This is a genomic window from Streptomyces sp. NPDC049970 (genome assembly GCF_040660235.1).
In the GTDB taxonomy this organism is placed as follows: Bacteria; Actinomycetota; Actinomycetes; order Streptomycetales; family Streptomycetaceae; genus Streptomyces.
Genome location: NZ_JBFALP010000002.1, coordinates 59,479 through 72,018, shown reverse-complemented (window position 1 = coordinate 72,018; position 12,540 = coordinate 59,479). Strand labels below are relative to the sequence as shown.

At 70.0% G+C, this 12,540-nt stretch carries 11 protein-coding genes and 1 other RNA gene; 2 read left to right on the top strand and 10 right to left on the bottom strand.

The window, feature by feature from the left end; all coding sequences use genetic code 11:
• Positions 1 to 41: 41 nt before the first annotated feature.
• The 4 genes from AB0I83_RS03665 to AB0I83_RS03650 form a co-directional block, all read right to left on the bottom strand.
• Complete coding sequence (locus AB0I83_RS03665; RefSeq protein WP_363303478.1) at positions 42 to 1,475, bottom strand: acyltransferase family protein; 1,434 nt, start codon at positions 1,473 to 1,475, stop codon at positions 42 to 44.
• Positions 1,472 to 3,670, bottom strand: a complete 2,199-nt coding sequence (locus AB0I83_RS03660; protein ID WP_356842238.1) for a glycosyltransferase — start codon at positions 3,668 to 3,670, stop codon at positions 1,472 to 1,474. Before AB0I83_RS03660 ends, AB0I83_RS03665 begins: the two co-directional genes overlap by 4 nt.
• Positions 3,671 to 4,324, bottom strand: a complete 654-nt coding sequence (locus AB0I83_RS03655) for a hypothetical protein (protein ID WP_363303477.1) — start codon at positions 4,322 to 4,324, stop codon at positions 3,671 to 3,673.
• Between the two features lie 165 nt (positions 4,325 to 4,489).
• The gene (locus AB0I83_RS03650; protein ID WP_363303476.1) at positions 4,490 to 5,461 is read right to left on the bottom strand and encodes a LysR family transcriptional regulator; all 972 of its coding nucleotides are present in this window, start codon (positions 5,459 to 5,461) and stop codon (positions 4,490 to 4,492) included.
• Positions 5,462 to 5,544: 83 nt separating this feature from the next.
• Here AB0I83_RS03650 and AB0I83_RS03645 point away from each other — a divergent pair, with 83 nt between their 5' ends.
• On the top strand, positions 5,545 to 6,891 hold the full coding sequence (locus AB0I83_RS03645; protein WP_363303475.1) for an MFS transporter: 1,347 nt from the start codon (positions 5,545 to 5,547) through the stop codon (positions 6,889 to 6,891).
• A 79-nt stretch (positions 6,892 to 6,970) separates the two neighbouring features.
• On the opposite strand, the gene ssrA is transcribed toward AB0I83_RS03645, so the two are convergent.
• The 5 genes from ssrA to ftsE form a co-directional block, all read right to left on the bottom strand.
• Positions 6,971 to 7,358: a transfer-messenger RNA gene (gene ssrA / locus AB0I83_RS03640) on the bottom strand.
• 262 nt (positions 7,359 to 7,620) lie between these two features.
• Positions 7,621 to 8,109, bottom strand: a complete 489-nt coding sequence (smpB, locus tag AB0I83_RS03635; protein ID WP_356534079.1) for an SsrA-binding protein SmpB — start codon at positions 8,107 to 8,109, stop codon at positions 7,621 to 7,623.
• Positions 8,110 to 8,127: 18 nt separating this feature from the next.
• Entirely contained in the window at positions 8,128 to 9,315 is a 1,188-nt protein-coding gene (locus AB0I83_RS03630) for a S41 family peptidase (RefSeq protein ID WP_356534080.1), read from the bottom strand.
• A gap of 68 nt (positions 9,316 to 9,383) precedes the next feature.
• Entirely contained in the window at positions 9,384 to 10,301 is a 918-nt protein-coding gene (gene ftsX / locus AB0I83_RS03625; protein ID WP_356534082.1) for a permease-like cell division protein FtsX, read from the bottom strand.
• A 35-nt stretch (positions 10,302 to 10,336) separates the two neighbouring features.
• Positions 10,337 to 11,026 (bottom strand): cell division ATP-binding protein FtsE, encoded by a 690-nt coding sequence (gene ftsE, locus AB0I83_RS03620; protein ID WP_014046319.1) that lies wholly within the window; start codon positions 11,024 to 11,026, stop codon positions 10,337 to 10,339.
• Positions 11,027 to 11,285: 259 nt separating this feature from the next.
• Between ftsE and AB0I83_RS03615 the strand changes: the two genes are divergently transcribed.
• The gene (locus AB0I83_RS03615) at positions 11,286 to 11,477 is read left to right on the top strand and encodes a hypothetical protein (protein WP_363303474.1); all 192 of its coding nucleotides are present in this window, start codon (positions 11,286 to 11,288) and stop codon (positions 11,475 to 11,477) included.
• Between the two features lie 132 nt (positions 11,478 to 11,609).
• On the opposite strand, the gene AB0I83_RS03610 is transcribed toward AB0I83_RS03615, so the two are convergent.
• On the bottom strand, positions 11,610 to 12,476 hold the full coding sequence (locus AB0I83_RS03610) for a hypothetical protein (RefSeq protein ID WP_363303473.1): 867 nt from the start codon (positions 12,474 to 12,476) through the stop codon (positions 11,610 to 11,612).
• Between the last annotated feature and the right edge of the window lie 64 nt (positions 12,477 to 12,540).

Genomic DNA, 12,540 nt, shown 5'->3' with positions numbered 1-12,540 from the left:
GGGTGTGCGGCGGGTCGGGCCGCCGCACACCTCCCCGGGGGTCAGGCCCTGCGCCGCCGGTCAGCGCCGTTCGGCCACAGACGCGGCCGGCGCTTCGCGGCCACGTCCTCGACCCAGCCGAACGCCACGATCGCCAGCCCTATCAGCGGCCAGACGGCGATCAGTACGAGCACCTCGTACGACTTCTCTATGTACGTGCCGAACGTGTCGCCGAACCACGGGACGGACCAGAGCTGGTCCACCAGGTGCAGGGCGGCCATCAGCAGCAGGTTGTGCCACAGGTAGATCGTCACGGCCCTGTTGTTGGCCAGCGTGACCAGGCTGTCCCACCCCGCGAGCCTGCCGGGGAGCTTCTGCCAGGACGGCGCGTACACGAGGAGGACCGCGCAGAAACCGAGGGACCAGGTGGCCTGGGCGAGGGGGATCTCGTCGAGGTTCCAGCCCTCCTCTGTGAGGTGCCCGGACGCCCACCAGAGCCCGAAGCCCATGACGATCGCCGCGGAGGACACCGCGATGTAGCGGGGGATCTCCTTCAGCAGCCCGTCGTTGTGGGCGAAGCCAAGGATCCAGCAGGAGCCGAACACGGCGAAGTCGACCAGGCCCTCGCCGAAGGTGCCAGGCACCGTCACGAGGCCGGTGCCGATCACGGCGGTGAGGGCGACCGGGGCGAGCAGCGTCGCCCACGGCAGCCTGCGGAACGCCCTGAGCAGCAGCGGCGAGGCCAGCACGAACCAGAGGTAGGCCCTGATGTACCAGAGCGGCCCGGCCGCCTGGTCCGCCCAGCTCAGCTCCAGCCACCCGCCGTCCGAGCCGCTCTCCTCGGGATACGGGGGCGAGCCCAGCGGGAAGAGGTAGCTGCCGAGCTTGACGAACCACCACAGCCCCTCCTCCCGGACGGGCTTCCAGCTCAGCGCGAACATCACCGGCACGACGACGAGCGAGAACGCCCACATCGGGGGGAGCAGTCGGCGCAGCCGGCCGCGTATGACGCTCACCGCCGGGCGGGCCAGCGAGCGGGCCATCAGCGATCCGGCCAGGGCGAACATCACGCCCATGGACGGGAAGAGGACGGTCAGCCAGGCCCAGCCGAACAGGTGGAAGACCACGACGCGGACGAGGGCCACGGCCCTGAGCAGGTCGAGGTAGCGGTCGCGGCCGGGCTTGGCCCGGGGCGCGGGGGCCCCGTCCAAGGCGTCCGGGGCCTTCGGCACCCGCTCCGGACGGACCGCCGGGGCGGGCACGGAGGAGGCGGCGGGGACGGGAGGAGCGGACAGCGCGGCGGTGTACGCGGCGCCGGCGTGCGCCGGTTGGACGCCGGCGGGCTGCGACGGTGCCCGGTCGGCTGCGTCCGGGGGCGGCCAGGCCCCGTCGTCGTAGGCACCCCGTGGCGGCCAGGAGCCGTTGCCACGGGCGTCGCGGGACGGCCGGGACCCGTCGTCGTGGGCGTCCTGCCGAGGTCGGTCCGGATAGGTCATGCCACCGGCCTCCGGTCCTTGTCCGATTCCTTGCGACGGTTCTGCGTACCGCCCGGCGCCTCCACCACGCCGGTACGCCGCAGCTTCTGCCAGCGCAGCCGGCCACCGGTGAGAGCGGTGATCCAGGACTGGAGCAGCACGACGTACATCAGCTGCCGGTAGAGGACCTGCTGGAGCGGCAGGGAGATGAGGTGGGTCATGCGTTCCTTGTCGAGCCGGAAGGCGTACGCGGCGCAGACGGCCTGCACCAGCAGGACCCCGAACCAGGCCGCGACCGTCTTCCCGGTCGGGCCGAAGACCAGCCCGTACAGGAGGAAGACGTCGATCAGGGGCGCCAGCAGCGGGGCGACGACCATGAACAGGGAGACGAACGGAAGTCCCACGCGTCCGAAGCGGCCCGAGGGCCCCCGCTCGATGACCGCGCGGCGGTGCTTCCAGATGGCCTGCATCGTGCCGTACGACCACCGGTAGCGCTGGGACCAGAGCTGTTGCACGGACTCCGGGGCCTCGGTCCAGGCCCGGGCGTTCTCCGCGTAGACGACACGCCAGCCGTCGCGGTGCAGACCCATGGTGACGTCGGTGTCCTCGGCGAGGGTGTCCTCGCTCATGCCGCCGATCCGGTCCAGCGCGTCACGGCGGAAGGCGCCGACCGCACCGGGGATGGTGGGCATGCAGCCGAGCAGGTCGTACATCCGGCGGTCGAGGTTGAAACCCATCACGTACTCGATGTGCTGCCAGGCACCGATCAGCGAATCGCGGTTGCCGACCTTGGCGTTGCCCGCGACCGCTCCCACCCGGGGGTCCGCGAACGGCTGCACGAGTTCGCGCACCGTGGACGGTTCGAACACGGTGTCGCCGTCCATCATCACGACGATGTCGTAACGGGCGTTCGCGATGCCGTTGTTGAGGGCGGCCGGCTTGCCGGCGTTGCGCTGGCGCACGACACGGACGTTCGGGATCCACATCGCCTCGACGAGATCGGCCGTGCCGTCCGTCGAGCCGTCGTCGATGACGATGACCTCGATCGGGTAGTCGCTGGCCACCAGGGATCTCACGGTGGCCTCGATGCACTCCCGCTCGTTGTACGCGGGGACGAGGACCGACACCGGCCGGGTCAACGGCTCGCCCCAGCTGAAGTCCTTGCGGCGCACCTTCCTGGCGTGCAGGAAGGAGAGCAGCAGCATCAGCCCGAAGCGGACCATGACCAGGACGCCGATCGCCGCGAGGCCGACCACCATGACGCCGGTGATGTTCTCGGAGATCTCCACGGCCCCGACGAACGCCTTGCCCTTCCAGAGCGCGAGCCCGGTGACCGGGGTGTGCGCGCTGGGGGCGCCGAGCGCCGTCGTGAGGTTGGTGAAGTCGTAGCCGCGTTCCTGCATCTGCGGCAGGAACCTGCCCAGGGCGGCCACGGTCTGGGACCGGTCGCCACCTGAGTCGTGCATGAGGATGATGGCGCCCTTGCCCTTCTTGGGCGTGGCGCGCTCGATGATCGCGTCGACGCCGGGGCGCTTCCAGTCCTCACTGTCCGTGTTGTTGACCACGGTGAGGTAGCCCCGGCTGCCGATGTACTGGGTGACCGGCCAGGACTTGTCGTCCATGGCGTCGGAGAACGACGAGTAGGGCGGCCGGAACAGCGACGTACGGATACCGGCCGCGCCCGCCAGCACCAGCTGGTTCTGGGAGAGCTCCCAGTCGATGCGGCTGGTGGACTGGAAGGAGAGGTCGGGGTGGTTGAAGGTGTGCAGCCCGACCTCGTGCCCCTCGTCGACCATCCGCTTCACCAGGCCGGGGTAGCGCGAGGCCATGGTGCCCGTGACGAAGAAGACCCCGTGCGCGTGCTGCTTCCTGAGCTCGTCCAGGACCCGGGGCGTCCACACCGGGTCGGGGCCGTCGTCGAAGGTCAGTACGATCTTGCGGTCGGGTATCCGCAGCGTCTCGGCGGGCTCGCCCTGCGTCCGGGCGTCGATGACGGGACCGCCCTCCAGCACCTTGTCGGGCACCTGGGTGGTGGGAGCCGGCGGCTGGATCCGGTGGTCGGCGAGGATCTCGCTGTGCACGTATCCGCGCAGCATCAGCATGGCGAGCAGGGCCACAAGAAGGAGCGACGGAAGCAGATAGCGCATGGGAAGCCTGCGCCGGACGGTCCGCTTCTTCTTCCGGTTGTGCCTGCCCCGCGGGACGGGGGTTGTCATCTACTGAGCGCCTTCTTGTGGTTGCACCGGGGATTCCGTGGGGTCCGGGGACGCCGGCGGGCTCTCCTCGACGGGCGGATCGACGGTGGCCGGGGCGGACGGCTCACCGGGCGGCGGTACGGAGGCCGAGTTCCCTGGGGCGGGCACCGAGGAGGTGTTGTCCTTCGGAGGCCGGGCAGACGCGGAGGCGGAGGCGCTCGCGCCGGGCACGGCCGGGTCGCCGGAGGCGGAGGCACCCGACGACGGGCTCGCGCCGGGGGCACCGGAGACCGAGGCGGACGCGGTGGGCGTGGTTCCCGGACTGGCCGACACGGCTTCGCCGCTCGGCGCGGGCCGCACCTCGACCTCCTCCGCGTGCTTCTCGTCCTGCCGGGAGAGCGGCAGCCAGGGCGCCGCGGAGTTCCCGCCGAGCACCGCGACCACCAGCGTCACCGCGTACACGGCGCAGATCGTGGCGAGGACCCAGCCCACCCGCCGGTACGTCTTGCTGCGGCGGCCGCTCTCGTCGACGAAGACCGGCCCGTCGGAAGGATCGGGTGGACCGGGTTCGACAGGCAGTTCGGCGAGCTGACGTCCGAGCCCGTCCAGCTGGACGGTTACGTCGTTGGGCTCATGCGTGTGCCCGGTTCGGGTACCTTCGCGCCAATTTTCCACAGGTGTTCGCACTTCCCCCACTCAATGAAGCAGGTGCGCGGGAATGACTGGAATCTTGCCAACGAACCAGGCCCCCACCTCGTCCGCGCATCACTTGTCACCGTGCACCCGAAGCACTGAATGTAGCGCACAGCGCGGGTCGCCATGCCTCGTATCACCTGTTGTTCATGAACAGTGACGCATGAGTGACGTATCGGTTTCAGGCAACCACGACTTGGGTGGCCGTACCATCCATCCTTCCTTACCGGCGAGTTCGGCCGCCGCGGCGCGCAGCGCGGTCAGGCCCGGGTGGTCGAGACCCTTGCGCCACACCATCAGGAGCGGGGAGATCGGCACCGGCAGCACGAGCGGGCGCAGAACCGTCCCAGGCAGGGGCGGAAAGCCGACGACGGCCAGTACCGGGTTCCCGGTCTTGGCCATGACCCGTTGGAATTCAGCCACTCCCACCGCGAGTGGGGCCGGTGCGGCGAGGACGATGTTCCACTCCGCGAAGAGTGTCGTCGCCAGATCCGTCCACTCCAGCGTGCGCGCATTGCCCGCCCCCGCGTAGACGGTTTCGCCGGTCAGATCCCCCATGGCGACCGCATCCCGCCCGGCGAGCGGATGATCGTGCGGCAGGAGGACAGCCATCGGCTCGTACCGAACGGGCTGTACGGAGAGCCCGGCCAGCACCGCCGGCCCCAGTCCCGCGGCCCGCCCGAACGAGACGTCGAGCCGTCCGGCCAGCACCTCACCCGCCGCCCAGGTCAGTCCGCTCTCGAAGCGGGCCATCAGCTCGCACGCCGGTGCGAGCTCCCGGGCGCGGGCCAGCACCCGGGCAGCCGTCATCCCGTCGGTGTTCAGATCGACGAGCAGCGGGCGGTCCGCCGGGTCCGCGAAGGCCGCCGTCAGCGAGGTGTGCGCGTCGAGCACCCGCCGGGCGAGAGGAAGGAGCCGCTCCCCGTCCGGGGTGAGTGACACCTGGCGGGTGGTACGCACGAAGAGCTCCCTGCCCAGCTCGCGCTCCAGCCGGCGGATGTCCCGGCTCAGCGCCTGCTGCGCGACGTAGAGACCGGCGGCGGCGCGGGTGAAGTGCAGCTCCTCGGCCACCGCGACGAAGGCGCGCAGGAGCCGGGGGTCGGTGTCACGGGCGGGCACGCGGCCAATTTACAACGCGGCCGAGTGAATACGCTCCCAGCAGGTGTTGGACCGTGCGCACCGCGGGCCCCGAGGCTGGACGCGTGCCTCACGAAACCGTCGCCCCGGACTCCGCGCCCACCCCATCCGCGCCCCTTCCCCCCGCTTCCGTCGCCTCCGCAGCCGGGGCCATTGCTCCCGTCGCCCCGGGGGCCGAATCCTCCGCAGCCGTTCCCACCGGAACCGCCCCGCCCCCACCCGGCAACCCGTACGTCCGGCTCCTCGCCACCCCGGGCGCACGCGCGTTCACCGCGGGCGGGCTCCTCGCCCGGCTGCCCATGGGGATGTTCAGCGTCAGCGCCGTCATCATGATCGCCGACGCCCACGGTTCGTACGCCCTGGCCGGGGCCGTCACCGCGACCGGCCTGGCCGCGACCGCGGTGGTCGCACCCTGGACGGCGCGGCTGGTCGACCGGTACGGCCAGGCCAGGATCGCCGTGCCCGCCACCGCGACCGCCGCCCTGGGCTCACTCGCCCTGCTGCTCTGCGTGCACTACGACGCACCGGTCTGGACGCTCTTCGCCGCCTACGCCGCGACGGCCACCACCCCGAACACCGGCGGCATGTCGCGGGCCCGCTGGGCCTTTCTGCACCGCGGCGACCCGGCTGCCCTGCACACCGCGAACTCCTTCGAACAGGCCGCCGACGAACTGTGCTTCATGCTCGGCCCGGTGCTCGCCGCCTCCCTGTGCGGAGCGCTCTTCCCGGAGGCAGGCACCCTCACCGGGGCGATCCTCATGATGACCGGCGTCCTGGTCTTCGCCGCCCAGCGCTCCACGGAACCCCCGGTCGCGCCCCGCTCACGGGCCGCCTCACCCCTGCGCACCCCGGGGACACCCGCCCTGATGGCCGTCTTCCTGGCGACCGGTGCGGTCTTCGGCGCCATGGAGGTCGTCTCCATCGCCCACGCCGGAGGCGCGATCCTCGCACTCCAGGCCGGCGGATCCTGCGTGGCCGGGCTGCTGTACGGCTCGCTGCGCCCCGCCGTCGACATCCGTCGCAGACTGCTGCTCTGCCTGGCCGGGATGACCGCGCTGATGTCACTCCCCGTGATCGCCACGGCCACCACCGACTCCCTGCTCGTCCTCGCGGGCTGCCTGCTGCTGGCGGGGGCGGCCACCGCGCCCACCATGGTCACCGGCATGACACTGATCCAGCGGCTCACCCCGCGGGCCCAGATCAACGAGGGCATGACACTGGCCGTCACCGCACTGCTGGGCGGGATAGCGGTGGGCTCGGCGGGCGGCGGCTGGATGGTCGAGCACGCGGGTACCCGCACCGGCTACGCGGTGCCGATGTGCGCGGCGGCCCTGGCACTGGTTGTCGCGGCAGCCGGTACGCGCAAATCCAGAAAGTCGCGCACCCGGAGGGCACGTGTCGGAACAGCGTGATACGACCGGGAAGAACCGGGGCCGCACAAAAACGAGGACCCCGCTGCCTGGGGCAACGGGGTCCTCGTTCACATGGGAATTGTGGAGATGGCGGGAATCGAACCCGCGTCCAACGGTGCGGAACCAGGGCTTCTCCGAGTGCAGTTCGCTGCGCTTTTCTCGGCCCCGGAGGTCACGCGAACAAGCCTCCGACAGGCCCAGTCACTGTTAGATTTCCTTCAGAACCCCGTGACCGGGCTCAGAAGTTTAGATCCCTTAATGATGCCAGGATCCGGGTCGGGATCACCCCCGGGCTGACACTCCGCAGAGTCTTCGCTTAGCTGCTAATTAGGCAGCGAGGGCGAAGGCGGAGGAATCGCGCTTGGAATTGGCGATTATTGGTTGCGACATATGGTTAACGAGATCATTGCCGCTTCCTCGACTCGCTTCCCCTGCTTCGACATCCGCTGTCGAAACCGATCATCCCCATGTTGTTTTTTCAAATGCGCGCACCCGCTGTGAGGTGCACGGCCCATCGTACGTGACCAACCCACGCGGATGCCACCGTATTCCGGCGGCCCCGGCGCCAAGGGCTGTCCCGCAATCCCTGGCGGATCAGCGCGCGGCGTCAGATGCGGTGCATCGCAAGGCGGAGGGACGTCCGCATACTGGACGTATTCGGGCGTTCCGACAACGCGGCGAGGTGCCGTAGCTGTCGTCGCGTGCCCGCCAGGGATTGCGGGACAGCCCTTAGGCGCTCCGCTGGCGCCGGCGGACCGCCGAGATCGCACGGTTCGTCTCCCGCGTGTCCTGCTTCTCGCGCAGCGTCTGGCGCTTGTCGAACTCCTTCTTGCCCTTGGCGAGCGCGATCTCGACCTTGACCCTGCCGTCCTTGAAGTACAGGGCGAGCGGCACGATCGTGTGGCCGGTCTCCTGCGACTTCGACTCCAGCTTGTCGATCTCGGCACGGTGGAGGAGCAGCTTGCGCTTCCGCTTGGCCGAGTGGTTGGTCCAGGTGCCCTGGACGTACTCCGGGACGTGGATGTTGTGGAGCCACGCCTCGTGGTTGTCGATCTGGACGAAGCCGTCGACCAGCGACGCCCTGCCCATCCGCAGCGACTTGACCTCCGTGCCCATGAGCACGAGACCGCACTCGTAGGTGTCGAGGACGTGGTAGTCGTGCCGCGCCTTCTTGTTCTGCGCAATCATCTTGCGCCCGGTGTCTTTTTCCTTGGCCATAGTGCGGTCATTTTCGCACTAAGACCCACCCCCGAGGCCACTCAATACCGTCTCGCCCCGCTGCTGGGCCTCCGGACCCGCCCCGACGTCCGGTGTGATGCCGCCGCCCTCGACGCTCCGGCCCGCCGGAGTGCGGTAGTGGCCGACGGTCAGCTCGGCCACCGAGCCCCCCGGGAGCTTGCTGGGCATCTGCACGGATCCCTTGCCGAAGGTGCGCGACCCGACGGTCACCGCCCTCCCCCGGTCCTGCAGCGCACCGGTCAGCAGCTCGGCCGCGCTCATCGTCCCGCCGTCCACCAGGACGACGACGGGCCGCTCGGTGTCCCCGCCGGGTTCGGCGTACAGGGCCCGCTGGTCGCCGTGCACGTCGTAGGTGGCGACCAGCCCGCCGTCCAGGAAGGCGGACGACGCGGTGACGGCTTCGGTGACCAGCCCGCCCGAGTTGGCCCGGAGGTCCAGGAGGATCCCGGCGGCGCCCGGCGCTTCCTGCACGGCGTCGCGGACCGCGGCACCCGCGCCCTTGGTGAAGGCGGCGACCTTGATCAGCACCGGGGAAGAGGCGGCGCCGCCCAGCCGCCGGACGCTGACCGGGTCCGTGGTGAGCCTGGCCCGGTGCAGCACCGCGGTCCAGGAGTGCGCCCCGCGGCTCAGCCCGAGGACGACCGAGGTGCCCTCGGCCGCACCCGTGCGGTCGCCGCGGAGCAGCGCCACCACCTCGGCGACGGGCCGCTTCCCGACCGCTCGGCCGTCGACGGTGCGCAGCAGATCGCCCTTGCGCACGCCCTGCCGGTCCGCCGGACCGCCGCGCTGGACGGCCGTCACGGTGACCTCTCCGTGGGCCGAGCGGCGCGCGGAGATACCCACCCCGGTGTACGAGCCGTCCAGGGACCGCTCGAAGTTCTCGTACTCCCGCTCGTCGTACACGGCGCCCCAGCGGTCGCCGCTGCGGCTGACGACCTCCTCGGCGGCGTCCTTCCCGGACTTCCCGTCCGCCTCGGCGTCGGCGACCGCGTCGGCGATCTCCTCGCGGTCCACGGACCCGACGGTCGAGGAGACGGAACGGGCCTCTATCTCCGTGCCCGCGTCCTCCTCACGGGGCAGCGACCCGGTGGCCGCGGCGGTCGCCAGCACGCTCGCGAACACCAACGTCAGGGCCGCCCCTCGGCGTACACCGCGGGGTTTGAAATGGTGCGTAAGGCCCGGCATGTGGCCGAGTGTAGGACAACGCCCCGGTGGCACACGGCTGGTTCACCGCATGCCGAACGGGGCGCTCGTCACACCTTCAGGTACTTGCGCAGAGCGAAGAGAGCGGCAACGGCGGGCATCAGCAGCCCGATCGCGATGACCAGGGGCAGCTTCGTGAGCACCGCCTCCCAGCCGATGAAGTCGATCAGGTTCAGCTTCTCCTGAAGCGCCAGACCGCCGTCGATCAGGAAGTAACGGGCGGCGAGCAGGATGACGCAGGCGAGCAGCCCGCCGATCAGCCCCGCGAAGGCGGCCTCCATGATGAACGGCATCTGGATGTAGAAGCCGGAGGCCCCCACCAGCCGCATGATCCCCGTCTCCCGTCTCCGGCTGAACGCCGAGACGCGGACGGTGTTCACGATGAGCATCAGGGCAATGACGAGCATCAGCGCCATCAGGAAGATCGCGGCGACGTTCATGCCGTTCATCAGCTCGAAGAGGTTGTCCAGGATGCTCCGCTGGTCCTGAACGGACTGCACCCCGTCACGGCCCGCGAAGGCCGTCGCGACCACCTTGTACTTCTGCGGGTCGTCGAGCTTGACCCGGAACGACTCCTGCATCTGGTCCGGCGTGATGTTGCCGGCCATCGGCGAGTCGCCGAACTGCTCCTGGTAGTGCTTGTACGCCTCGTCGACCGTCTCGAACTGGACGCTCTCGACCGCCTCCATCTTCTCGAGGTCGGCCTTGATCTCCTTCTTCTGGTCGGCCGTGACGGCACCCTTGGCGCACTTGGGCACGTCCTTGGCGTCGTTCTTGTTGCAGAGGAAGATCGAGACGTTGACCTTGTCGTACCAGTAGGTCTTCATCGAGCTGACCTGCTCGCGCATCAACAGCGCACCGCCGAACAGGGCGAGCGAGAGGGCGACGGAGACCACGACCGCGAAGGTCATCGTGAGGTTTCGACGAAGACCGACGCCGATCTCCGACAGGACGAACTGGGCGCGCATGGCGTCCTTTCAGTACTCGATGCTCGTGCAGGTGCTCAGTGCTGGTAGCCGTAGACGCCACGCGCCTGGTCACGGACGAGGCGGCCCTGCTCGAGCTCGATGACGCGCTTGCGCATCTGGTCGACGATGTTCTGGTCGTGGGTCGCCATGATCACGGTCGTGCCGGTCCGGTTGATCCGGTCCAGCAGCTTCATGATGCCCACGGAGGTCTGCGGGTCGAGGTTTCCGGTCGGCTCGTCCGCGATCAGCAGCATGGGGCGGTTGACGAACGCCCGGGCGATCGCCACGCGTTGCTGCTCACCGCCGGAGAGCTCGCCGGGCATCCGGTCCTCCTTGCCCCCGAGACCGACGAGGTCGAGAACCTGCGGCACGGCCTTGCGGATCTCGCCGCGCGGCTTGCCGATGACCTCCTGTGCGAAGGCGACGTTCTCGGCGACGGTCTTGTTGGGGAGCAGCCGGAAGTCCTGGAAGACCGTGCCCAACTGGCGGCGCATCTGCGGCACCTTCCAGTTGGACAGGCGCGCGAGGTCCTTGCCGAGCACGTGGACCATGCCCTGACTGGCGCGCTCCTCCCGCAGGATGAGCCGCATGAAGGTGGACTTGCCGGAGCCGGAGGAGCCCACCAGGAAGACGAACTCGCCCTTCTCGATGTCGAGTGAGACGTCCCGGAGAGCTGGACGGCTCTGCTTCGGGTAGGTCTTGGAGACGTTGTCGAATCGGATCACGGATGCACCACGGTCGGCCGGGAGTAGGTGTGCGTGACCATACGCGAACCGAGCTCGGGCGTGCAGTCGCTGTCCCTCGATGAGGGATTTGTGGCGGAACGGGCTGCGGAACGAAACGGGGCGTGCCGGACCTTGTCCGGCGGGCCGCGCCGAAATCGCCCGGAGCTGGCACAGTAGTAGTGGGAACGGTTGCGTTTCCCTGAGCGTTGTGCGGAGTGGACGTGTAAGGCGGCTCCGCCGCGCGGGAGGAGGACTGCGCATGACCTACGACCGACTGGTGTGCGCGAACTGTGCGGCGCCCGTGACCGAGGGCCGCTGCCCCGTCTGCCGGGCGAGCCGGGAGCGAATGCAGGACCAGGGTCCTTTCGCAGGACTCAATCCGGCGATGCTGATCGCACTGATGGTGATCCTGGTGGCCGCTCTCGCACTGCTGGCGCACCAGGCCGTCTGAGCCGGGGACCGCTCCGCGCCGCCCGGTGGCCCCGAGGCGCGCCCGTATGCCCGCAGGAGCGGTTCCGGTACGCGAAAGGGCCCGGGAGGCCATGACGGCTCTCCCGGGCCCTTCACCGTGCGTGTGCGGACCTCAGGCGGTCGTACGCCCGCCGGCCAGCCGCGGCAGGAGGCGGAAGCCGATGCCACCCGCGATCATCGTCGCGGCGCCGACCAGCAGGAACGTGGTCTCTGCCGCACCGGTCTCGGCGAGCTCGTCCTTGCCCTTGCCCTGCTCGGCCGGCTGGTTGCCGAGACTGTCCGTGTCGGTGTTGTCGGCACAGGCCGCACCGTCGAGGTCGACGGTGCAGGTGCCGGCGTCGCCGTCCGGGCCACCGGTCGTGGAACCGGTGGTGCTGCCACCATCGGTCCCGCCGTCGGTGGTGCTGCCGGTGGTCCCACCGTCGGTGGTGCTGCCACCGTCGGTCCCGCCGTCGGTCCCGCCGTCAGTGGTGCTGCCACCGTCGGTGGTGCCGCCGTCGGTGCTGCCACCGTCGGTCGCCCCACCATCAGTGGCACCACCATCGGTCGCGCCACCGTCCGTCGCACCACCATCGGTCGCGCCGCCGTCCGTGGCACCGCCGTCGGTCGCCCCACCATCAGTGGCACCACCGTCCGTCGCCCCACCATCGGTCGCACCGCCGTCGGTCGCCCCACCATCAGTGGCCCCACCATCGGTCGCACCACCATCGGTCGCACCACCATCAGTGGCACCACCATCGGTCGTACCGCCGCTGTCGACGCCCCCGGCACCGCTGTCGCCGTCCCCGCCGCCGACCAGGCCGCCGATCACGCCGACCTCTGCCTCGGTGCTGGTGGAGGCCACGTCGGCGTCCACGCCGATACCGAGGTCGAAGGCACCCACGGCCTGAGCGGCGCCCGCCGCGGTGAGCGAGGCCCCTGCTGCGATAACCGCGCAAGCGGCTACGCGCGCGACGCGGATTCGCGTCTTCTTCGTCATATGTTGCTACCCCCAGTAGCTGATCTCGTCGTTGGAGCAGCCATATGCGGTCCACGGCCCTGCG